Source organism: Pseudomonas sp. 18.1.10 (assembly GCF_024655625.1).
Classification (GTDB): domain Bacteria; phylum Pseudomonadota; class Gammaproteobacteria; order Pseudomonadales; family Pseudomonadaceae; genus Aquipseudomonas.
In genome coordinates this window covers 1-22,082 of record NZ_JANLGL010000067.1, presented here as the reverse complement: position 1 = coordinate 22,082, position 22,082 = coordinate 1, and the positions used below count along the sequence as shown (strand labels likewise).

The following is a 22,082-nucleotide window of genomic DNA, read 5'->3' as shown; positions in this document are numbered from 1 at the left end:
AATGGCGCGGTGCTTCCTTCGGGGAGCGCCGCAGCCCATAATCGGCGCCTGCACAATAAAAACGGCCGTGAGCGCACCATGACCCTGACTCCCGACCTCTCCGCTGCGTCCGAAACGCCGCGCAAGAGTCGTAAGAACAACCCGGAAAAGACCCGCGAAAACATCCTGCAGGAAGCGATCGTCGAGTTTGTCCAGCAAGGCCTGTCCGGCGCGCGCGTGGACGCCATCGCCGAGCGCATCCACACCTCCAAACGCATGATCTATTACTACTTCGGCAGCAAGGAGCAGCTGTACGTCGAGGTGCTGGAGAAGCTTTACGGCGACATCCGCAACACCGAAACCCGGATGAATCTCACCGCCCTGGAGCCCCGTGAAGCGATCCGTCGGCTGGTGGAGTTCACCTTTGACCACCATGACCAGAACGTGGATTTCGTGCGCATCGTCAGCATCGAAAATATCCACAACGCCGAGTACGTGAAACGTTCGGAGTCGATCAAGGCGATGAACAGCAACATCCTTGAAGCCCTCGGCGCGACCCTGCGTCGAGGCGCTGAGATGGGCGTGTTTCGTGCGGGGCTGGAGCCGTTGGATGTGCACCTGCTGATCAACTCGTTCAGCTTTTACCGGGTGTCCAACCGTCATACCTTCAGTGAGATTTTTCAGATCGAGCTGTCGGATGAGGCCATCAAACAACGGCATCGGGACATGATTTGTGAGTCGGTGATGCGGTACTTGCAGGCCTGAGCCCGTCAGGTTGGAATGCATTCCCTGTGGGAGCGGGCTTGCTCGCGAATGCGGAGTGTCAGTCAACATATTCCTCACTGATACACCGCCTTCGCGAGCAAGCCCGCTCCCACATTTTTTGATCCGGTTTCTACAGTTTAGGTATTCATGGCCTGAAAGTGCGCCAGCATCCGCTGCGCATCCGGCGCTTCGCCACTGAACAGCTCAAACGCCTTCACCGCTTGAAACACCGCCATATTGCCGCCATCCAGCGTGCGGCAACCCAGGGCCCGGGCATCACGCAGCAGTTCTGTTTCCAGCGGGAAATACACAATTTCGGCCACCCACAGTTCGGCCCTCAGCAAGGCCGCTGGAACCGGCGTGCCCGGCAGCTTGGCCATGCCCATCGGCGTGGTGTTGACCACACCGTCGGCCTCGGCCATGGCATTTTCCAAGTGGCTGCCGACCTGGGCGCGGCCCGGGCCGAAACGCTGGCTGAGGTTGTCCACCAGGTCCTGGGTGCGGGTGGTGTCCAGGTCGAAAATGCTCAAGTGTTCGACGCCTTCGGCCAATAACGCGTGGGCCACCGCTGCACCTGCGCCGCCGGCGCCCATTTGTACGACACGCCGCCGTACAACATCACTCAAGTTACGGCGAAAACCCTCCGCGAATCCCAGGCAGTCGGTGTTGTGGCCGATGCGTTTGCCGTCCCTGAACACCACCGTATTCACCGCGCCGATGCCGCGGGCCTCGTCGGACAATTCATCGAGCAACGGCAGGATCGCCTGCTTGCACGGGTAGGTAATGTTCAGGCCGGTGAACTGCATCAACTCGGCAGCGTCCAGCAGGTCGGGCAGGGCATCGACGTTCAGGTGCAGCGGGTCCAGGTCAATCAGGCGATACAGGTAGCGCAAGCCTTGGGCGTCGCCTTCCTGCTCATGCAGGGCAGGGGTGCGGGAAGCCTGGATGCCGGAGCCGATCAGGCCGGCGAGAATGCGCGGCTTCATGCGTTCAACACCTGGCTGAAATGTTCCAGGGCCAAGTGGTAGCCATGGCTGCCAAATCCGGCCAGCACGGCCTTGGCGATGGGCGACACAAAGGAGTGATGACGGAATGCTTCACGGGCATGCACGTTGGATAAATGCACTTCGATCACTGGCACTTCACTGGCCACCAGCGCGTCGCGAATCGCCACGGAGGTGTGCGTCCACGCGGCCGGGTTGATCACGATCCCGGCGCAACGGGTGCGGGCAGCGTGTATCCAGTCGAGCAGTTCGCCTTCGTGGTTGGTCTGGCGGAATTCGATTTTCAGCCCGAGCTTTTCGGCGCTGCGCCCGCACAGCGCGGCGATGTCGGCCAGGGTTTCATGGCCGTAGGTTGCAGGCTCACGGGTGCCGAGCAGGTTGAGGTTGGGGCCGTTGAGCACCAGCACGATAGGCGGCATGGGAGGGTCTCCACAGTTATTGTTAGTTGTGGAAGTAAAATGTACTGAATGGTTAATTTGGTCAATCGACGGCGGAGGATATGTTCGATTACCGCACGGTTAAGCGCGGTAACAACACGGCATTCGACGTTGCGCTCCCGGTTACTAGTCTGGGAAACAGCTCCGGGATTTTGGAGCCGGTTGTCGGGTGACAAAGGCGAAATTGTTACCGGGCGGAAAATAACCTAACGGATGGGTTACGATGCGAATAGGCACCTACAAAGGATTTGTGATTTCAGTGTTGCTCAGGGATGAACATTGCCCGCCGCATGTTCATGTAAGGGGCGCGGGTTGGGATGCACGCTTTCGTTTCAGCTTTCTGGATGACGACGTGGAGTTATGGGATGTGGACCCTGAACGGCGGCGGCCGCCCGGTGCAATTCTGCTGGGCATTCGCCAGGCGTTGATGCAGCGGCACTACCTGGCGCGGGCGCGAAGGATCTGGTGGGAGAAAATCCAGACGGTTTGCCTGGAGAACCATTCCTGGGACTTGGGCGCGGATGAAGTGGTACCTGGATTGGTCATCCGGCCGGGTGTCCATGTAATCGCACGCGCTTGGCACGATGTTGTGGAGCAACAGACAATTTTGAGGCTAGTGAGGATCCCAGTATGGGTGAAGATAAATTTGTCAAAGTCGTAAAAGCCAAAGTCCGGCCCTACGTGCCGCTCACCGAGGCCGATATCGATAAAGCGATAGCCCGTGGACGCAAGACCAGGCGTTTGTATGCCAACGCCAGCTCGGTGCGCTATGAGGACCAGAGTATCTCCATAGGCTTCAGCGACGGCAGCCGAGTCTCTTTACCCGTAGCGGGCCTTCCCGAGTTCGAGGGGTTTTCCCTGGAGGACTTCCAGCAGTTGGAGGTCGGTTTTGGCGGCAAGGCCCTATGCTGTGAACCCCAGGACCTGGACGTCTCCATCACCGGCCTGATCGCCACGAGCCAGCCCCTGATGGACCTGGCCGTAAGCCTGGTGGCCGCGCGCAACGGTCGCAAGCGCAGCGCGGCCAAGGCCGCTGCCGCCCGCGCCAATGGCAAGAAGGGCGGGCGGCCGCGTAAAGACACTCCGAAACCCGACGATTCAACTGATGCATGAAAAGCTGTGCTGGGAGTGGGCTTATGTGGGAGCTGACAAGCCAGCTCCCACATAAGCCTGCACCCACAGGGGGATTGTGGGTGGCTGCAAGATTTAGCGACGTGTCAGCAGCACGCCTGATTCCATATGGTGCGTCCACGGGAACTGGTCAAACATCGCGCACTGGGTAATACGGTGCGTGTCATGCAGTTGCGCGATGTTCGCCGCCAACGTCTCCGGGTTGCACGAGATGTACAGGATATTGTCGAAACGCCGGGTCAGCTCGCAGGTGTCCGGGTCCATGCCGGCACGCGGCGGGTCGACGAACACGCTGCCAAATTCGTAGCTCTTGAGGTCGATGCCGTGCAGGCGACGGAACGGGCGCACTTCGTTCAGTGCTTCGGTGAGTTCTTCGGCGGAGAGGCGCACCAGTGTGACATTGGCCACCGCGTTTTCATCGAGGTTGCTCAGGGCGGCATTGACCGAGGTCTTGCTGATCTCGGTGGCCAACACTTTGCGCACGCGGGTTGCCAGGGGCAGGGTGAAGTTGCCGTTGCCGCAGTACAGCTCCAGCAGGTCATCCGGGCGGTCGCCCAGCGCTTCATAGGCCCAGTTGAGCATCTTCTGGTTCACGGTGCCGTTGGGCTGGGTGAACGCGCCTTCGGGTTGGCGATAGCTGAAGGTACGACCGCCGACGTCGAGCTTTTCCACCACGTAGTCCTGGCCGATCACATCGCGTTTGCCCTTGGAGCGGCCGATGATGCTCACGTTCAAGTCTGCCGCCAGCTTGTTCGCGGCGGTGTGCCAATGCTCGTCCAGCGGGCGGTGATAGCACAGGGTAATCATCGCGTCGCCGGCCAGGGTGGTGAGGAACTCCACCTGGAACAGCTTGTGGCTCAGGGCGGCGCTGGCTTGCCAGGCGGCCTTGAGTTGCGGCATCAACTGGTTGATGCGAGTGCTTGCGATGGGGAATTCTTCGATCAGGATCGGCGTGCGCTTGTCGTCCTGGGAGAACATCGCGTAGTGGCGATCACCCCCTTCGCGCCACAGGCGGAACTCCGCCCGCAGGCGGAAGTTCTGCAGCGGCGAGTCGAAGACCTGTGGCTCAGGCGCATCGAACGGGGCCAACAGGTCACGCAAGCGCGTGACCTTGTCTTGCAGTTGAGCGGTGTAGCTTGCGGCGTCAAAAGTCATGCGTTGAACCAGCCCAGCTTGATTACGAACAGAATCGACAGAATCACCAGCGCCGGGTTCAGCTCACGGTAGCGGCCCGAAAGCAGCTTGATGGCGGTCCAGGCGATGAAACCGAAGGCGATGCCGTTGGCGATGGAGTAAGTGAAGGGCATCGCCAGGGCGGTAATCACCACCGGCGCTGCAACAGTAATGTCATCCCAGTCGATTTCCGCCAGGCCCTGGGTCATCAACACAGCCACGAACAGCAGTGCTGGCGCAGTGGCGAATGCCGGGACGCTGCCCGCCAGTGGCGAGAAGAACAGCGCCAGCAGGAACAGGATTGCCACGACGATGGCGGTCAAGCCGGTACGGCCGCCGGCGCTCACGCCCGCAGCGGATTCGATGTAGCTGGTGGTGGTCGACGTACCCAGCAGCGAACCGGCCATGGCGGCGGTGCTGTCGGCGATCAGCGCGCGGCCCATCTTTGGCATGTGGCCGTCCTTGCCCATCAGGCCGGCGCGCTTGGCAACGCCGATCAGGGTGCCGGAGTTGTCGAACAGGTCCACGAACAGGAAGGCGAAGATCACGCTGACCAGGCCGATGTCCAGCGCGCCCTTGATGTCCAGTTGCAGGAAGGTCGGGCCCAGGGACGGTGGCATCGATACCACGCCACCGAACGGGGTCACGCCCAAGGCGATGGATGCAATGGTCACCGCGAGGATGCCGATCAGCACTGCGCCGCGTACAGCCAGGGCTTCCAGCGCGACGATCAGTACGAAGCCGAGGGTGGCCAGGATCGGCGCTGCCTTGGTCAGGTCACCGAGGCCCACCATGGTGGCCGGGTTGCTGACGACGATGTCGGCGTTGTGCAGGGCGATCAACGCCAGGAACAGGCCGATACCCGCGGCAATCGCCGAGCGCAGGGGCAGGGGGATGGCGTTGATGATCCACTCACGGATGCGGAAGATCGACAGCAGGAAGAACAACACCGCCGAAATGAATACCGCGCCCAGCGCCACCTGCCAGGTATGGCCCATGTGCAGGACCACGGTGTAGGTAAAGAAGGCGTTGAGGCCCATGCCCGGCGCCAGCGCGATCGGGTAGTTGGCGATCAGGCCCATCACGGTCGAACCGATGGCCGCCGCCAGGCAGGTCGCGACAAACACCGCGCCCTTGTCCATGCCGGTCTGGCTGAGGATGCTCGGGTTGACGAACAGGATGTAGGCCATCGCCAGGAATGTGGTGATACCCGCGAGAATCTCGGTGCGCACATTGGTGTTGTGGGCTTTGAGTTGAAACAGCTTTTCCAGCATGCCGGCTCCCTGTGACGCTATTGTGCGTCGTGATTTGTTGACCTCTAAGTCAAAGCACAAACTGCGCCAAGCGCCTGTGGTTTCAGAGAGGATCGGAAAAAGCGGCGCATCATACCAGCAGCCGAGGCCGTGTGGTGGTTGGCCTCGCCCTTGTGAACAATCCCTCAGGATCATGGCCTTGAGGCATACTGCGCCGACGTTAAAATCAGGGTCATCGACAGCATGAAAAAAGCCAACGCGTGGAGTCTAGCTCTGATCCCTTGTCTCGGCCTGTGGCTTGGCGCAGCACCGGTGTGGGGCGCGACTGCACCGCCCTTGAGCGAGGTGCGGGTGTTCAAGGTCGAGTCGGCGCGCTGCACCGAGACCATTCCCGAGCGCGCGCAGGGCACGCAGATGTGTACACACCGTGGGCCCACCAAGGTCTCGGTGATGGAAGTCGGCCTGGGCAACAACCCCGTGGGTCGCTTCGACGGTGCCGTGCTGAACGGGCAGCGTACGCCGGTGTGCCAGGTTGGCAGCGTCAGCGAGGTGTGCAACGGCGCGGGCACGGTGATGGGCTACATCTATGTGTTCGACCTGAATGTCGAAGCCCAGGGCTGGTTCGAATACAGCAACTCGTCGATCAACGGCCCGCAGAACACCCTGAAGACCCTGCTCAATATCCGCTGATAAATCATCTTGAACGCTCAAAACCCCGGGAAGTCGTACCCCTGAGACGGCGAATTTCCTGAACGCCGCGGATGTACACCAACCCGTGAGGTGTTTATGAGCGCAACTTCCCATGGCGCGACGGCCCAGCCGTTCGTCAGCCACTCGATCCGCCTGCGCCTCAATGGCCAGGAACGCCAGTTGGACGTATTGCCCTGGACCACCCTGCTGGACCTGTTGCGCGAGCAGCTTGACCTGATCGGCAGCAAAAAAGGCTGCGACCACGGCCAATGCGGTGCCTGCACGGTGTTGCGTGATGGCAAGCGCGTAAATGCCTGCCTGACCCTGGCGGTGATGTGCGATGGCGCCGTGTTGACCACCATCGAAGGCCTGGCCGACGGTGACACGCTGCACCCGATGCAGCAGGCGTTTATCAAACGCGACGCCTTCCAGTGCGGTTACTGCACCCCCGGTCAGATTTGCTCCGCCGTGGGCCTGATGAATGAAGGCCGTGCCCATGACGCCGCGCAGATCCAGGAACTGATGAGCGGCAACCTGTGCCGCTGCGGGGCCTACAGCAACATTCGCGAAGCCATTGAAGATGTCGTGGGAGGTGGGCGATGAACCCCTTCCACTACAGCAAGCCTGCCGATGTGCGTGAAGCGGTCCAGCTGAGCAGTGCCACCTCGCGTTTTATTGCCGGCGGCACCAACTTGCTGGACCTGATGAAAGAAAACATCAGTCGTCCCGAGCACCTCATCGACATCACTGGCCTGCCGCTGCATGACATCAAGGAAAGCGCTGACGGCGGCCTGTTGATCGGTGCGATGGTGAGCAACGCCGACCTGGCCTGGCATCCGCTGGTCGAGCAACGTTACCCGCTGCTGTCCCAGGCGATCCTGGCCGGTGCCTCGCCGCAACTGCGCAATATGGCCAGTACCGGTGGCAACCTGCTGCAGCGCACCCGCTGTTACTACTTTTATGACACCGGCGTGCCGTGCAATAAGCGCGAGCCCGGCAGTGGCTGCCCGGCGCGGACCGGCCTGAACCGCATCCACGCGATCCTCGGGGCCAGCGACCAATGTGTCGCTACCCATCCGTCCGACATGTGCGTCGCCTTGGCCGCGCTCGAGGCCCGGGTCCATGTGGAGGGGCGTGGCGGCGTGCGGATCATTGAGTTTGCCGACTTCCACCGCCTGCCCGGCGACACGCCGCAACGGGACAATTTGTTGGCCGACGATGAACTGATTACGGCTATTGAGTTGCCTGCAGATCAACTGGCAAGCCACAGCCAGTATTTGAAGGTTCGCGACCGTGCGTCTTACGCCTTTGCACTGGTGTCCGTCGCCGCGGCGTTGGAGTTGGACGGCGACCAGATCATCGATGCACGCCTGGCCCTGGGCGGCGTCGCTCATAAACCCTGGCGTGACCGCGCCGTGGAAGCGTTGCTGATCGGCCAGACAGTCAGCCGCGAAACCTTCAGTGCCGCAGCCGACGCACTGTTGCAAGACGCCGTGCCGCTGGCGCACAACGGGTTCAAACTCAAACTGGCGCGCCGGGCAATCATCCGTGCCTTGAGCGACGCCGCTGTCGCGGGAGAACGGCCATGAGCGCTATCGGCAAACCCTTGGACCGGGTCGACGGTCTGCTCAAGGTCACCGGCCAGGCGCGCTACGCCGGTGAGTTTCCCGAAGCCGGTCTGCTCCACGGCAGCGTCGTGTCCAGTACCGTCGCGAAAGGGCGAATCATCAAGATCGATGCCTCCAAGGCCCTGGCGTTGCCGGGTGTGGTCATGGTGCTCGATCACCTCAACCGGCCCAACATCGCCAGTTATGACGAGGCTTTCGCCGACGCCGATGCAGCGGACGGTTCGCCGTTCCGCCCGCTGTACAACGACCGGGTGCTGTACAGCGGCCAGCCACTGGCCCTGGTCATCGCCGATAACCTGGAACTGGCGCGCCATGCCGGCTCGCTGGTGGAGATCGAGTATGCGAGCGAAGCGTTCGACACCGACCTGATTGCCCAGCAGCGACACGCCTACCCATCGCCCCAGACACCGCCGAAGCCGCGCGGCGACTTCCAGGCGCAATGGAGCGCCGCCGCCGTCAGCCTGGACCTGAACTACAGCACCCCCATCGAACATCACAACCCCATGGAACCCCATGCCAGCACGGTGCTGTACCAGCCCGATGGCACGCTGCACATCCATGACAAAACCCAGGGCCCGCAGAACTGCCAGGCGTATGTGCAGAAAGTATTCGGCCTGGATAAAAGCCAGGTGCGGATCTTTGCCGCGTTCGTGGGCGGCGCGTTCGGTTCCGGCCTGCGCCCGCAGTACCAGTTGCCACTGGCGGTGATGGCGTCGCTGGCACTCAAGCGTTCGGTTCGCGTGACCCTGACGCGCCAGCAGATGTTCACCTTCGGCTACCGGCCGCGCACCTTGCAGCGTCTGCAAGTGGGCGCCACGGCCGAGGGCAAGCTGGTCGCACTCGGCCACACCGCCACCGGCCAGACCTCACGCTTCGAGGACTTCAGCGAGCATGTGGTTGAGTGGAGCGGCATGCTCTATCACTGCGACAACGTGCAACTGGCCTACAACCTGGTGGCGCTGGATGTCTTTACGCCGTTGGACATGCGCGCCCCGGGTGCCGCACTGGGAGTGATCGGCCTGGAGTGTGCGATGGACGAACTGGCCTGCGCGCTGGGGGTCGACCCGGTGCAACTGCGCTTGACCAATTATGCCGAGCGCAACGGGAACGAAGACAAGCCCTGGTCCAGCAAGGCATTGCGTGAATGCTACAGCGAAGGCGCCGAGCGTTTCGGCTGGCAGCGGCGCAACCCGGAACCGCGCAGCATGCGCGACGGGCGCCAATTGATCGGTTGGGGCATGGCCGGCGGTGTGTGGGAGGCGATGCAGATGAAAGCCAGCGCCAAGGCGCGGATCGACACCGCGGGCAAGCTCACCGTGAGCAGCGCCACCACGGATATCGGCACCGGTACCTATACGGTCATGACCCAGATTGCGGCCCAGGCGAGCGGCGTGGCGGTGGAAAATGTCGAGTTTCTGCTCGGCGATTCCTCATTGCCCACCGCCCCGTTGCAGGGCGGCTCGTTCACCGTGTCTTCGGTGGGCACCGCCGTGCAGCAGGCCTGCGAAGCATTGGCCGCCAAACTGCTGGAGATTGCGCGGCAGACGTATCCGGTGTTCAAGGACGCCGAGACGGTGCGCTTTGACGACGGCCACCTGCACACCGGTGATGTGCGTGTATCGCTGGCCCAGTTGGTCAAGGACAGTGGTGAAGACGCGCTGCAGGTGCAGGTCGACAGCGAGCCGGACAAGAAGCGCGAGGGCTATGCCACCGCCACGCATTCGGCGGTGTTTGTGGAAGTGCGGGTAGATGAAGACTTGGGCACCATCAAGGTCAGCCGCGTGGTCAGTGCGATTGCGGCCGGGCGCGTGGTGAATCCCAAAATGGCGTGCAGCCAGATTCTCGGCGGGGTGGTGTGGGGCATTGGTATGGCCCTGCATGAAGAAACCCAGACGGACCATCATTTGGGGCGCTTCATGAACCACAGCCTGGCCGAGTATCACCTTCCGGTGAATGCGGACATCGGTGAAATTGACGTGGTTTTCGTCGAGGAACACGACGAGATCGTCAATGCGCTGGGGTCCAAGGGGGTGGGGGAGATCGGTATTGTCGGGGTCGCGGCGGCGGTGGCGAATGCGGTGTATCACGCCACGGGCAAGCGGGTCAGGGACTTTCCGATCACCTTGGATAAAGTGCTCTGAGATCAATCTCCCGGCACTGCCGGGGGATGACTTACACCTTGGTTTCTTCAACCGGTACATGCATGCGGTCGCGATTGGCCAGGGTCGGGAAGAGTTTGATCCACGTCCCGGTCACGATCAGCGTACCAACCCCGCCCATGACCACCGCCGGCACGGTGCCGAACCAATGGGCGGTAATCCCCGACTCGAACTCGCCCAACTGGTTGGACGCGCCGATAAACAGGCCGTTGACCGCGCTGACGCGCCCGCGCATCTCATCCGGCGTCTCCAACTGCACGAACGATGCGCGGATGACCATGCTAATCATGTCGGCCGCGCCGAGCACCACCAATACCGCCAGTGAAAACCAGAACGAAGTGGACAGGCCGAACGCGATGGTCGCCACGCCGAACACGCCGACGGCGGTGAACATCACGCGGCCGACATGGCGGTCCACCGAGAACCGCGCCAGCCACAACGACATCAACAACGCGCCCACCGCTGGCGCCGAGCGCAACAGGCCCAGGCCCCAGGCGCCGGTCAGCAGGATGTCCTTGGCGAACACCGGCAACAATGCGGTGGCGCCGCCCAGCAGCACGGCGAACAGGTCCAGGGAGATGGCGCCAAGGATGTCCGGGCGGCTGCGGATAAAACGGATGCCGGCCAGCAGCGAATCCAGGGTGGCCTTGCCTTTGTTGAGCGGGGTCTGGCGGGCGGGCAGGTTGAGGGTCAACCCGCAGGCAATCAGGTACAGCACCACGGTGGGGCCGTATACCCACACGCTGCCAAACGCATAGAGCAAGCCGCCGAGGGCCGGGGCGACGATGGTTGCCAGTTGCTGGGCCGACTGCGACGACGCCACCGCGCGCGGGAACAACGCGCTGGGCACGATGCTTGGCAGCAGCGCCTGGGTGGTGGGCATTTCAAACGAGCGTGCGGCGCCGAGCAGGAAGGCGAGGATGAAGATCATCTCGCGGGTGACGTTGCCGGTCAGGCCGCCAATGGCCAGCGACAGTGCAATCAACGCCTGCACGGTCTGGCAGATGGCCGCGACCTTGCGCCGTTCATAGCGGTCGGCCACATGCCCGGTGTGCAGCATGAACAGTACGCGCGGGACGAATTCCACCAAACCGACCAAACCCAGGTCGAGCACGTTGCCGGTCAATTGGTAGAGGTTCCAGCCAATGGCTACGGTGAGCATCTGGAAGCCGCTGGCGGTGAAGATGCGCGCCAGCCAGAACGCGATGAAAGGGCGGTGGTGGCGCAACAGCAACACGGGTTCACTGGGCATCGGGAATTCAGGTCAGGGCCGGAGGAGAGGCCGAGATTAGCATTAAGTTGTAACAGATAGTTGCTGAAACTGAGCTGAGGCAGTCTGTCACGCGGCAAAAGACCACGCCGTCCTACATTGAAAATAGGACTACTCTTTCAGCAATGCTTGATCCAGATCAAAACCTCCCCAGGGATTGCTCTGGCGGCCGCCAGGCCAGATTCCCTACGTGGTTGGTTAAAAAAAGAACGAATTGAAATTCGCCAGACTCCATATCCGTGGGGGCAGTGGGTGCAGGCTCCCGCCAGCAGCCGGTATTACCTGACAGAGGAAAACTTATGTTCGGTTTGGAGGCGCTAGATCTCGCCCGAATTCAATTCGCGTTCACCATCTCATTCCACATCCTGTTCCCGGCGATCACCATCGGCCTGGCCAGTTACCTTGCGGTGCTGGAAGGCCTGTGGCTCAAGACCCACAACGACACCTACCGCGACCTCTACCATTTCTGGTCGAAGATCTTTGCCGTCAACTTCGGCATGGGCGTGGTGTCTGGCTTGGTCATGGCCTACCAGTTCGGCACCAACTGGAGCCGCTTCTCGGACTTCGCCGGCGCCGTCACCGGGCCGCTTCTGACATACGAAGTGCTCACGGCCTTCTTCCTTGAGGCCGGTTTCCTCGGGGTGATGCTGTTCGGCTGGAACAAGGTGGGGCGCAAGCTGCACTTTTTCGCCACGGTCATGGTGGCCGTCGGCACGTTGATCTCCACCTTCTGGATTCTTGCGTCCAACAGCTGGATGCAGACGCCCCAGGGCTTTGAAATCATCGATGGCCGCGTGATCCCTACCGATTGGCTGGCGGTGATCTTCAACCCGTCCTTCCCTTACCGCCTGGCGCACATGGCCACGGCCGCGTTTGTGGCCACCGCGTTTTTCGTCGGTTCCTCGGCCGCCTGGCACTTGCTGCGTGGCAAGGACAACCCGGCGATCCGCAAAATGCTCTCGATGGCAATGTGGATGGCCCTGATCGTTGCGCCTATCCAGGCAGTGATCGGTGACTTCCACGGCCTCAATACCCTGAAGCACCAGCCGGCGAAAATCGCCGCGATTGAAGGCCACTGGGAAAACAAAGGCAACGAGCCGACCCCGCTGATCCTGTTCGGCTGGCCGGACATGAAAGCGGAAAAGACCAAGTTCGCCGTGGAAATCCCCTACCTGGGCAGCCTCATCCTCACCCACTCCCTGGATAAACAGGTGCCGGCGCTCAAGGAGTTCCCGCCTGAGGATCGCCCTAATTCGACCATTGTGTTCTGGTCGTTCCGGGTCATGGTCGGCCTGGGCTTCCTGATGATCTTCACCGGCCTGTTCAGCCTCTGGCTGCGCCGGGGCGACAAGATGTACACGTCCAAGCCGTTCCTGTACCTGGCGCTGTGGATGGGCCCGTCGGGGTTGATCGCGATTCTCGCCGGTTGGTTCACCACTGAAATCGGCCGTCAGCCGTGGGTGGTCTACGGGCTGATGCGCACGGCGGATGCGTCCTCCGGGCATAGCCTGGTGCAGATGACGATCACCCTGGTGTTGTTCGTGGTGGTGTACTTCGCGCTGTTCGGTGCCGGCCTGGGCTACATGATGCGCCTGGTGCGCAAGGGCCCGCAGACCCACGAAGGCGATGAGCCGACCCATGGCGGTCCTGGCCAGAAACGCACCCCAGCCCGTCCGTTGTCTGCCGCCGATGATGGCAGCGATGACGACCACACCCACATCCAGCACAAGGGGCATTGAGATGGGTATTGATCTTCCGCTGATCTGGGCCGTGATTATCATCTTCGGCATCATGATGTACGTGGTCATGGACGGCTTCGACCTGGGTATCGGCATCCTCTTTCCGTTTATCCCGGGCAAGGTTGACCGTGACGTGATGATGAACACCGTCGCCCCGGTCTGGGACGGCAACGAAACCTGGCTGGTGCTCGGTGGCGCGGCGTTGTTCGGCGCGTTCCCGCTGGCGTATTCGGTGGTGTTGTCGGCGCTGTACCTGCCGCTGATCCTGATGTTGATCGGCCTGATCTTCCGTGGCGTGGCCTTCGAGTTCCGCTTCAAGGCCAAGGACGACAAGCGTCACCTGTGGGACAAGGCGTTTATCGGTGGCTCGCTGGCGGCGACGTTCTTCCAGGGCGTGGCGCTGGGGGCGTTTATCGACGGCATCCCGGTGGTGGATCGCCAGTTCGCCGGCGGCTCGCTGGACTGGGCCACGCCCTTCACGATGTTCTGCGGCGTGGCGTTGATCGTGGCCTACGCACTGTTGGGTTGCACCTGGCTAATCATGAAGACCGAAGGCTCGTTGCAGGAAAAGATGCACAACCTGGGGCGGCCACTGGCTTTCGCGCTGTTGGCGGTAATTGGCATCGTCAGTATCTGGACGCCGCTGGCGCACCCGGAAATCGCCGCGCGCTGGTTCACCCTGCCGAACCTGTTCTGGTTCCTGCCGGTGCCGATCCTGGTGCTGGTGACCCTGTACGGCCTGATCCGCGCCGTGGCACGCAATGCGCACTACACGCCGTTCCTGCTGACGCTGGTGCTGATCTTCCTCGGCTACAGCGGCTTGGGCATCAGCCTGTGGCCGAACATCATCCCGCCGTCCGTGTCGATCTGGGATGCCGCCGCACCGCCGCAAAGCCAGGGCTTCATGCTGGTGGGCACGTTGTTCATCATCCCGTTCATCCTGGGCTACACCTTCTGGAGCTACTACGTGTTCCGCGGCAAGGTCACCCACGAAGACGGTTATCACTAGGAGGGTCGTTCCATGTCCGGCAAACCTTCGTTGCACGAGATTGAACAGGCCGAGAAACAGCCACTGTGGCGGCGCCTGGGGTGGTTGGCGATGATCTGGACCGGCAGCGTGCTGGCCCTGTTTGTCGTGGCCAGCCTGATGCGCATGTTCATGAATGCGGCGGGCCTGAGCACGCACTGACATCCCAAAACCGGGCTTGATGGCCCGGCCTTTCAACCCTGCCCCTCGCAAGAGCGGCAGGGTTTTTTTATTTGCGTGCTTTGAGGATCACGAATTTTGGCGAAGTGGCGACTTGTTCTACACCGCGAAACAGGCGTGCCAGCTTGGTGTGATAACCCAAGTGGCGGTTGCCGACTATATAGAGGGCGCCACCCACCACCAGCGTCTCCCGTGCCTGCTGGAACATGCGCCAGGCGAGGAAGTCGCCGACCACTTGCTGTTGGTGGAATGGCGGGTTGCACAGCACCACGTCCAGGGAATCGGGCTCCTGGCCGGCCAGGCCATCGGCGGCGCGCACGATCACGTCACGTTGGCCGAGGGCGGCCTGCCAGTTTTCCTGCGCCGACTGCACGGCCATATAGGACTCGTCCACCAAGGTGTACTGCGCGTCGGGGTTCTGCAGTGCGCTGGCAATTGCCAGCACACCGTTGCCGCAGCCCAGGTCCGCCACGCGGGCGCTGCCGAGGTTTTTCGGCAGGTGCGGGAGGAAGGCACGGGTGCCGATATCCAGGCCTTCGCGGCAAAACACGTTGGCATGGTTGAGCAGCTCGATGGCTGGCGCGTCCAGGGTGTAACGGGTCGGGTAGGGCGAGACCGCCAGCGGGCGATCTTCAACAGTGGCGATCAACAGCCGCGCTTTTTTCACGGCCAGCGAGGCGTGCATCGGCCCGACATAACGCTCCAGCAACTCCCCGGCGGCCCGTGGCAAGTGCTTGACCATCGCTCCGGCGATGACTTCGGCGCCCGGGGCCAGTTGGCCTTGCAGGCGTATCAGTTGCTCTTCCAGCAGCGCCAGCGTCTTGGGGACACGGATCAGCACGCGGTCAAAGGGCCCGCTCGGCACCTGGCTGGCGGGTATGAAGGGCACCGCGTCGAATGCCTTGTGGTTGCGCGCCAGGTTTTTCTCCAGCCCCTGGGCCGCGAGAAAGGAGTCGCCGCTGGAGGTCACTTGCACCTGGCCTTCAAGGCTGGCCGCCAGGGCACCAAAGCTGTCGTTGAGCACCAGCACGCGTGTGGCGGCGCTCGGTTGCTGCTGCGCCAGATGGCTGAGCAGGTACTCGTCGGCGGCATCGAAGGCTTGCAGCGGATCGTTGTGTTGTTCTGGCTGGCGGATCAGATCGAGCTGGGCGAAGGGGCTTTCGAGCAGGGGCATGGCGGGGGAGGCTCTGGGTAATCGATGGGTGTTTGGCAGTCTACGGCCAAACCGTCTAAGTGAACGGCGAGGCGAGACCCGGGGGGCTGCTTCATCACTCAGAATTGGCCGTAAATGTTACGTTTTTTCCGACGGGATTACATGGGGTGTTTCTGTACTCTCTAGAAAAGTCCCGCTCTTGCCGCACAGAGAACAGCCGCGATCTTGTTGGTGACGCCGAGCTTTTTGCATATGTTGCTTGTGTGAAAGCCCACCGTGCGCGGCGAGATCGAGAAAATGCTCGCGATTTCTTCCGCGGTCTTGCCCATGCCCGACCATTTGAGAATTTCCGTTTCTCGCGCAGTCAGCGTACACGGGGTGTTGACACTGGACTTGTTCGCGTATTGCTGTGCAACGGCAGCATGCATGGCATGGCACAACCACAATACGTTGCCGGCCTTTTCATACAGCTCTTGCGGGCTGACTTCACCGGTACCGCGCCCCAGCGTCAGCATGCTGTAGACACCCTGAAAGTCGTGTACAGGTTGTGTCCATGCCTGATGCACTCCAAACGATTGGGCCAGTGACCACAACCCAGGAGCGGCACTGAAGGCCTTCTCTTCCCATACGATAGGAAGTACGCAGCGTTTGCAGTGGGCAACTACAGGGTCTACATCAAAGAAGTGAGCTTGTTGATAGAGATTGCTCCATCCATTTGGATAGTTGTTGATTTGGATCGGCTTGCTTTTGTTGTTGGGTAGTTGAGAACTCATTGTGAATGAACAGTATTGGAAGCCGAGTTCATGGATATGGTGGGTGACCATGTCAAAAATTGCTTCGATCTCGCTTTTATCTTCCAGTTTGGGGAGCCGAGTATTACGCCAGTTCACCATTGATAACTCTCCATGGGTTGCTATGTGGCGCGGATACGTCCTCATTCCAGCGCTTCACGGGAATTAGTGTAGGACATGCCTTACGCGGCAAAGTAAAAAAATCGACAGTACGCTTAGCTGATACGGCACTGTTTTTTGTACGAGAAATGGTTTTTTTGTATAGGAAATGTAGGGTGAAGTTATTTTTTTATTGGATTTAAGGGGTTGTGAACGACATCAAAATGATGGCGTTTATATGAAGTGGTTAATCTGAATTTGGATTGGCGGTGTGTTAATAGCGAAATATTTAGTCTGAGTAAAAGCCCGCGCTTTTCCGAAAACCGTCTTGAAGGGTTGACACGTTTCAGCGGATTGCACGATGCCGCCGCTCTGCCCCGCAGCAATGCCAGTACAAATCAATGGTGTTTGCGCACACGGCTTTGAGAGAAACTAGGCGCCTGTGTAAAACGGAGTTCCCCATGACGGCCAGTGCTGAGAAATTTACCCGGCAGACCCTGCTCGACGTGCAATCGTTGACCCCTAGCCTCTTCACCCTGCGCACCACCCGTGACCCGGGCTTTCGTTTCACCGCTGGCCAGTTCGTGCGCCTGGGGGTGACCAAGGCGGATGGCAGCACCGTCTGGCGCGCTTATTCCATTGTGTCGTCGCCCTTTGACGAACACCTCGACTTTTTTTCCATCGTTGTGCCCGGTGGTGAGTTCACCAGTGAGCTGAGTCGCTTGCAGGCGGGCGATACCTTGATGGTGGAGCGCCAGGCCACGGGCTTCCTGACCCTGAACCGTTTTGTCGACGGGCGTGACCTGTGGCTGCTGGGCACGGGCACCGGGGTGGCGCCGTTCCTGTCGATCCTGCAGGACTTCGAGGTCTGGGAGAAATTCGAGCGCATTGTTCTGGTGTATAGCGCCCGGGAGGCCAAGGAGCTGGCTTATCAAGCGCTTATCAGGGAGTTGGGCGAGCGCGAATACCTGGCCGAGTACGCGCACAAGCTCACCTACATCCCCATCGTCACCCGCGAGCAGCACCCCGGCGCGTTGAATGGACGCATCACCACGCTGATCGAGAATGGCGAGCTGGAGCAGGCGGCCGGCGTCGAGTTGACCCCGCAACACTCGCGCGTGCTGATTTGCGGCAATCCGCAGATGGTCGATGACACCCGTCAATTGCTCAAGCAGCGCGATATGCAACTGAGCCTGAGCCGGCGGCCTGGCCAGGTGGCGGTGGAAAACTACTGGTAATAAAAAAGGCGCCTCGAACAGGCGCCTTTTTCATACCGGCTTCGGTTAAAGCGGCTTGTCGTTCTGTGCCTTGAGCAGATCGCGGATCTCACCCAGCAACACTTCTTCCTTGGTCGGCGTCGGCGGCAGGCTTGGCGCCACGGCCTCTTCCCGTTTCAGGCGGTTGATGGCCTTCACGCCCATGAAGATCGCAAACGCGACGATCACAAAGTCGATCACGCTCTGGATGAACTTGCCGTACGCCAGCACCACCGCAGGCACATCGCCCTGTGCGGCTTTGAGCGTAATCGCCAGGTCGCCAAAGTCCACGCCACCGATCAACAGACCAATGGGCGGCATCACCACGTCGCCTACAAACGAGGAAACAATTTTGCCGAAGGCTGCGCCGATGATGATACCGACGGCCATATCGACCACATTACCTTTGACCGCGAAGGCCTTGAACTCACTTATCACGCCCATAGGTTATTCCTTGTTACAGATGAGAAGGGTGGAGGTCAGTGTAAGTCAGTCGTAGAGGGCTTGCGCGACACAACTGTTAACACTGTTAGGTTTTATCGACACATTAAAACGCAAATAGTTTGCAAAGTGCCATCAATCGCGCGCGAATTACTCGTCATTTCAACGGCTTACCACATTATTTTTTCAATCGACCTGGTGCTGTTTTTCTATTTATCTTCCGGCTCGCGGGTCACTAGCCTCTGGCAAGCACAACTGAATGTGCACTAAAAAAACCAGAGGAAACCTCGATGAAGAACCCAATGAACCGCGGGCCTGTTTCGGCGCGATCCGTGCTGGTACTGGTGACCGCCAGCCTGCTGTCCCTGTCGGTGCAGGCCGCCAACCTGACCCGCGATAACGGCGCTGCCGTGGGCGACAACCAGAACTCGCAGACTGCCGGCGCCAACGGCCCGGTACTTCTCCAGGACGTGCAGCTTATTCAAAAGTTGCAACGCTTCGACCGTGAACGCATCCCCGAGCGCGTAGTGCATGCCCGTGGCACCGGCGCCCACGGTACGTTCACCGTCACCGACAACCTCAGCGACCTGACCAAGGCCAAGGTCTTCGCCGCAGGCGAGGCGACCCCGGTATTCGTGCGCTTCTCGGCGGTGGTCCACGGCAACCATTCCCCGGAAACCTTGCGCGACCCACGCGGCTTCGCCACCAAGTTCTACACCGCCGAAGGTAACTGGGACTTGGTAGGCAATAACTTCCCGACGTTCTTTATCCGCGACGCCATCAAGTTCCCGGATATGGTCCACGCCTTCAAGCCGGACCCGCGCACTAACCTGGACGACGATTCACGCCGTTTCGACTTCTTCTCCCATGTACCCGAGGCCACCCGTACATTGACCGAGTTGTACTCCGACTCCGGTACCCCGGCCAGCTATCGGGAAATGGACGGCAATGGCGTACATGCCTACAAGTTGGTCAATGCCAAGGGCGAAGTGCACTACGTCAAGTTCCACTGGAAGAGCCTGCAAGGCATCAAGAACCTTGATCCCAAGCAAGTTACCGAAGTGCAGGGGCGTGATTACAGCCACATGACCAACGACTTGGTCACCCACATCAACAAAGGCGATTTCCCCAAGTGGGACTTGTACGTGCAAGTGCTCAAACCTGAGGACCTGGCCAAGTTTGACTTCGACCCGCTGGACGCCACCAAGATCTGGCCAAATGTTGCCGAGCGCAAAGTCGGGCAGATGGTGCTGAACCGCAACCCGGCGAATGTGTTCCAGGAAACCGAACAGGTCGCCATGGCCCCGGCCAACCTGGTGCCGGGCATCGAGCCGTCGGAAGACCGCCTGCTGCAAGGCCGGGTGTTCTCCTACGCCGACACCCAGATGTACCGCCTGGGGGCCAACGCCCTGCAACTGCCGATCAACGCACCTCGGGTGACCGTCAACAACGGCAACCAGGATGGCGCGATGAACTTCGGCAAGACCACCAGCGGCGTGAACTATCAGCCAAGCCGCCTGCTGCCACGGGAAGAACCGCAAGCCGCGCGCTATAGCCAGTCGCCACTGACGGGCAGCACCCAGCAAGCGAAGATCCAGCGTGAGCAGAACTTCAAGCAGGCTGGCGATTTGTACCGTTCCTTCAGTAAGAAAGAGCGTCAGGACTTGATCGAAAACTTCGGCGGCTCCCTGGCCACCACCGATGACGAGAGCAAGCACATCATCCTGTCGTTCCTCTACAAGGCGGACCCTGAGTACGGCACCGGCGTGGCCAAGGTCGCCAAAGGTGACCTGGCGCGCGTGAAGGCGCTGGCAGACAAACTGACGGACTGATCCGTTGGTCACGGCTGGCGCCCTTGATTGGGCGCTGGCTTTTGGCAGGAGAACACCCATGCGTATTTCCATCGGGCTGCTGCTGGCCATGCTGGCCTTTGTTGCCCATGCCGGGCCGCCAGAGCCGGCGGCGCTCAAGGCGCAGTTGCAGGACTACTATTTCGACGCGGCGCGCCGTGGCGATCTCGATATGCTCAACACCTTCATCGACGCTGGCTACGGCCTCAATACCCGGGACGACAAGGGCTACACCGCCCTGATCCTGGCGGCGTATCACGGCCAGGGCGCGTTCGTGGAGCGCCTGCTCACGGCCGGCGCCGACGCGTGCGTGCAGGACAACCGCGGCAACACCGCGCTGATGGGCGCGATCTTCAAGGGCGAGCTGAAAATCGCCCAGCGCCTGCTGAGCACCCACTGCAACCCTGACCAACGCAATGGCGCCGGGCAGACGGCGGCCATGTACGCCGGGTTGTTCAAGCGTGTTGAACTGCTGGACGAATTGAAAGCCAAGGGCGCTGACCTCAATGCAGAAGACCCCGTCGGCAACAGCGCTGCACGCTTGGCCAGCGGTGAAATTCGGACCCCGGCAGCGCGCTGAGCTATCATCGCGGTTTTTCGGTTTGAGGTTCTCGAATGGCAAAGGCCAAGCGCATGTACGGCTGCACAGAGTGCGGCGCGACCTTTCCCAAGTGGGCCGGCCAGTGCGGCGAATGCGGTGCGTGGAACACCCTGACTGAAACCATGATCGAAAGCGGCGGCGCGGCGGCACCTACCGGGCGTGCGGGCTGGACCGGGCAGCAGGCGCAGATCAAGACGCTGGCCGAAGTCAGCGTCGAAGAGATCCCGCGCTTTTCCACCGCCTCCGGCGAGTTGGACCGCGTCCTCGGCGGCGGCCTGGTGGACGGCTCGGTGGTGCTGATCGGCGGCGACCCCGGCATCGGCAAATCCACCATCCTCCTGCAAACCCTGTGCAGCATCGCCAGCCGCATGCCGGCGCTGTACGTCACCGGGGAAGAATCCCAGCAACAAGTGGCCATGCGCGCCCGGCGCCTGGGCTTGCCCCAGGACCAACTGCGGGTGATGACCGAAACCTGCATCGAAAGCATCATCGCCACGGCGCGGATCGAAAAGCCCAAGGTCATGGTGATCGACTCGATCCAGACCATTTTCACCGAACAGCTGCAATCGGCACCGGGCGGCGTGTCCCAGGTGCGTGAAAGTGCGGCGCTGCTGGTGCGCTATGCCAAGCAAAGTGGCACGGCGATCTTCCTGGTCGGGCATGTGACCAAAGAGGGCGCGTTGGCCGGGCCGCGGGTGCTGGAGCACATGGTGGATACCGTGTTGTATTTCGAGGGTGAGTCCGACGGCCGCCTGCGATTGCTGCGGGCGGTGAAGAACCGCTTTGGTGCGGTCAACGAACTGGGGGTGTTCGCCATGACCGACCGGGGGCTGAAAGAAGTCTCCAACCCGTCGGCGATTTTCCTCACACGCGCTCAAGAAGAAGTCCCCGGCAGCGTGGTCATGGCAACGTGGGAAGGCACCCGGCCGATGCTGGTGGAAGTGCAAGCGCTGGTGGACGACAGCCACCTGGCCAACCCGCGCCGCGTGACCCTGGGCCTGGATCAGAACCGCCTGGCGATGTTGCTGGCGGTGTTGCATCGCCATGGTGGCATTCCGACCCACGACCAGGACGTGTTCCTCAACGTGGTGGGCGGGGTCAAGGTGCTGGAGACCGCGTCCGACCTGGCGTTGATGGCAGCGGTGATGTCCAGCCTGCGTAACCGGCCGTTGCCCCACGACCTGCTGGTGTTTGGTGAAGTGGGCCTGTCGGGCGAGGTGCGTCCGGTGCCGAGTGGCCAGGAGCGGTTGAAAGAGGCGGCCAAGCATGGCTTCAAGCGGGCGATCGTGCCCAAGGGCAATGCGCCGAAGGAGTCGCCGCCGGGGATTCAGATTATTGGCGTGACGCGGCTGGAACAGGCGTTGGATGCACTGTTCGAATAATCAGCAACACTGCAAAAACCATGTGGGAGCGGGCTTGTGTGGGAGCGGGCTTGCTCGCGAAGGCTGTGTGTCAG

Annotated in this window: 22 protein-coding genes; 14 read left to right on the top strand and 8 right to left on the bottom strand. The window is 61.1% G+C overall.

What is annotated here, in order from left to right; genetic code table 11:
* Positions 1 to 78 precede the first annotated feature (78 nt).
* The gene (locus tag NUV89_RS13860; protein WP_017737399.1) at positions 79 to 744 is read left to right on the top strand and encodes a TetR/AcrR family transcriptional regulator; all 666 of its coding nucleotides are present in this window, start codon (positions 79 to 81) and stop codon (positions 742 to 744) included.
* Positions 745 to 881: 137 nt separating this feature from the next.
* Here the strand turns inward: NUV89_RS13860 and NUV89_RS13855 are convergent, their stop codons facing one another.
* Together NUV89_RS13855 and aroQ are read right to left on the bottom strand one after the other, a co-directional pair.
* Positions 882 to 1,730 carry a shikimate dehydrogenase gene (locus NUV89_RS13855; protein WP_257781757.1) on the bottom strand — a complete coding sequence of 283 codons (849 nt, stop codon included), beginning with the start codon at positions 1,728 to 1,730 and terminating at the stop codon, positions 882 to 884.
* Complete coding sequence (gene aroQ / locus NUV89_RS13850; protein ID WP_257781756.1) at positions 1,727 to 2,167, bottom strand: type II 3-dehydroquinate dehydratase; 441 nt, start codon at positions 2,165 to 2,167, stop codon at positions 1,727 to 1,729. The genes NUV89_RS13855 and aroQ overlap by 4 nt, the downstream gene beginning before the upstream one ends.
* A 241-nt stretch (positions 2,168 to 2,408) precedes the next feature.
* Here aroQ and NUV89_RS13845 point away from each other — a divergent pair, with 241 nt between their 5' ends.
* On the top strand, positions 2,409 to 2,846 hold the full coding sequence (locus NUV89_RS13845; protein ID WP_257781755.1) for a DUF4160 domain-containing protein: 438 nt from the start codon (positions 2,409 to 2,411) through the stop codon (positions 2,844 to 2,846).
* On the top strand, positions 2,816 to 3,298 hold the full coding sequence (locus NUV89_RS13840; protein ID WP_257781754.1) for a DUF2442 domain-containing protein: 483 nt from the start codon (positions 2,816 to 2,818) through the stop codon (positions 3,296 to 3,298). The genes NUV89_RS13845 and NUV89_RS13840 overlap by 31 nt, the downstream gene beginning before the upstream one ends.
* A 93-nt stretch (positions 3,299 to 3,391) precedes the next feature.
* Here the strand turns inward: NUV89_RS13840 and trmA are convergent, their stop codons facing one another.
* Together trmA and NUV89_RS13830 are read right to left on the bottom strand one after the other, a co-directional pair.
* Positions 3,392 to 4,471 (bottom strand): tRNA (uridine(54)-C5)-methyltransferase TrmA, encoded by a 1,080-nt coding sequence (trmA, locus tag NUV89_RS13835; RefSeq protein WP_257781753.1) that lies wholly within the window; start codon positions 4,469 to 4,471, stop codon positions 3,392 to 3,394.
* Entirely contained in the window at positions 4,468 to 5,763 is a 1,296-nt protein-coding gene (locus tag NUV89_RS13830; RefSeq protein WP_017737405.1) for an NCS2 family permease, read from the bottom strand. The genes trmA and NUV89_RS13830 overlap by 4 nt, the downstream gene beginning before the upstream one ends.
* Positions 5,764 to 5,985: 222 nt before the next feature.
* Here NUV89_RS13830 and NUV89_RS13825 point away from each other — a divergent pair, with 222 nt between their 5' ends.
* The 4 genes from NUV89_RS13825 to NUV89_RS13810 all read left to right on the top strand — a co-directional run bounded on the left by NUV89_RS13825 (position 5,986) and on the right by NUV89_RS13810 (position 10,201).
* Complete coding sequence (locus NUV89_RS13825) at positions 5,986 to 6,432, top strand: YolA family protein (RefSeq protein WP_257781752.1); 447 nt, start codon at positions 5,986 to 5,988, stop codon at positions 6,430 to 6,432.
* 96 nt (positions 6,433 to 6,528) lie between these two features.
* The gene (locus tag NUV89_RS13820; protein ID WP_257781751.1) at positions 6,529 to 7,035 is read left to right on the top strand and encodes a (2Fe-2S)-binding protein; all 507 of its coding nucleotides are present in this window, start codon (positions 6,529 to 6,531) and stop codon (positions 7,033 to 7,035) included.
* Positions 7,032 to 8,021, top strand: coding sequence for a xanthine dehydrogenase family protein subunit M (locus NUV89_RS13815; protein ID WP_257781750.1), 990 nt, complete (start codon positions 7,032 to 7,034; stop codon positions 8,019 to 8,021). Before NUV89_RS13820 ends, NUV89_RS13815 begins: the two co-directional genes overlap by 4 nt.
* Entirely contained in the window at positions 8,018 to 10,201 is a 2,184-nt protein-coding gene (locus NUV89_RS13810) for a xanthine dehydrogenase family protein molybdopterin-binding subunit (RefSeq protein WP_257781749.1), read from the top strand. The genes NUV89_RS13815 and NUV89_RS13810 overlap by 4 nt, the downstream gene beginning before the upstream one ends.
* Positions 10,202 to 10,232: 31 nt before the next feature.
* Here NUV89_RS13810 and NUV89_RS13805 read toward each other — a convergent pair whose 3' ends face one another.
* Positions 10,233 to 11,471, bottom strand: a complete 1,239-nt coding sequence (locus NUV89_RS13805) for an MFS transporter (RefSeq protein WP_257781748.1) — start codon at positions 11,469 to 11,471, stop codon at positions 10,233 to 10,235.
* A gap of 317 nt (positions 11,472 to 11,788) precedes the next feature.
* Between NUV89_RS13805 and NUV89_RS13800 the strand changes: the two genes are divergently transcribed.
* The 3 genes from NUV89_RS13800 to NUV89_RS13790 are packed head-to-tail and all read left to right on the top strand — an operon-like array spanning position 11,789 to position 14,417.
* Positions 11,789 to 13,228 (top strand): cytochrome ubiquinol oxidase subunit I, encoded by a 1,440-nt coding sequence (locus NUV89_RS13800; RefSeq protein WP_257781747.1) that lies wholly within the window; start codon positions 11,789 to 11,791, stop codon positions 13,226 to 13,228.
* 1 nt (position 13,229) lies between these two features.
* Positions 13,230 to 14,237: a cytochrome d ubiquinol oxidase subunit II gene (cydB, locus tag NUV89_RS13795; RefSeq protein WP_017737409.1), complete on the top strand. Its 1,008-nt coding sequence runs from the start codon at positions 13,230 to 13,232 to the stop codon at positions 14,235 to 14,237.
* 12 nt (positions 14,238 to 14,249) lie between these two features.
* Complete coding sequence (locus NUV89_RS13790; RefSeq protein WP_017737410.1) at positions 14,250 to 14,417, top strand: DUF2474 domain-containing protein; 168 nt, start codon at positions 14,250 to 14,252, stop codon at positions 14,415 to 14,417.
* A gap of 67 nt (positions 14,418 to 14,484) precedes the next feature.
* On the opposite strand, the gene NUV89_RS13785 is transcribed toward NUV89_RS13790, so the two are convergent.
* Both NUV89_RS13785 and NUV89_RS13780 read right to left on the bottom strand, forming a co-directional pair.
* Positions 14,485 to 15,609, bottom strand: a complete 1,125-nt coding sequence (locus tag NUV89_RS13785) for a methyltransferase (protein ID WP_257781746.1) — start codon at positions 15,607 to 15,609, stop codon at positions 14,485 to 14,487.
* Between the two features lie 161 nt (positions 15,610 to 15,770).
* Positions 15,771 to 16,481, bottom strand: a complete 711-nt coding sequence (locus NUV89_RS13780; RefSeq protein WP_257781745.1) for a LuxR family transcriptional regulator — start codon at positions 16,479 to 16,481, stop codon at positions 15,771 to 15,773.
* A 458-nt stretch (positions 16,482 to 16,939) separates the two neighbouring features.
* On the opposite strand from NUV89_RS13780, the gene NUV89_RS13775 reads away from it, so the two are divergent.
* Complete coding sequence (locus NUV89_RS13775) at positions 16,940 to 17,716, top strand: ferredoxin--NADP reductase (RefSeq protein WP_257781744.1); 777 nt, start codon at positions 16,940 to 16,942, stop codon at positions 17,714 to 17,716.
* Between the two features lie 45 nt (positions 17,717 to 17,761).
* On the opposite strand, the gene mscL is transcribed toward NUV89_RS13775, so the two are convergent.
* Entirely contained in the window at positions 17,762 to 18,178 is a 417-nt protein-coding gene (mscL, locus tag NUV89_RS13770; RefSeq protein WP_017737414.1) for a large-conductance mechanosensitive channel protein MscL, read from the bottom strand.
* 287 nt (positions 18,179 to 18,465) lie between these two features.
* Here mscL and katB point away from each other — a divergent pair, with 287 nt between their 5' ends.
* Genes katB through radA form a run of 3 tightly spaced genes read left to right on the top strand, consistent with a single transcriptional unit; the run spans position 18,466 to position 22,008 of the window.
* Positions 18,466 to 20,007 carry a catalase KatB gene (gene katB / locus NUV89_RS13765; RefSeq protein WP_257781743.1) on the top strand — a complete coding sequence of 514 codons (1,542 nt, stop codon included), beginning with the start codon at positions 18,466 to 18,468 and terminating at the stop codon, positions 20,005 to 20,007.
* Between the two features lie 58 nt (positions 20,008 to 20,065).
* A complete protein-coding gene (locus tag NUV89_RS13760; RefSeq protein WP_257781742.1) occupies positions 20,066 to 20,605 on the top strand; it encodes an ankyrin repeat domain-containing protein in 540 nt (179 codons plus the stop codon).
* 35 nt (positions 20,606 to 20,640) lie between these two features.
* Entirely contained in the window at positions 20,641 to 22,008 is a 1,368-nt protein-coding gene (radA, locus tag NUV89_RS13755; RefSeq protein WP_017737417.1) for a DNA repair protein RadA, read from the top strand.
* Positions 22,009 to 22,082 lie beyond the last annotated feature (74 nt).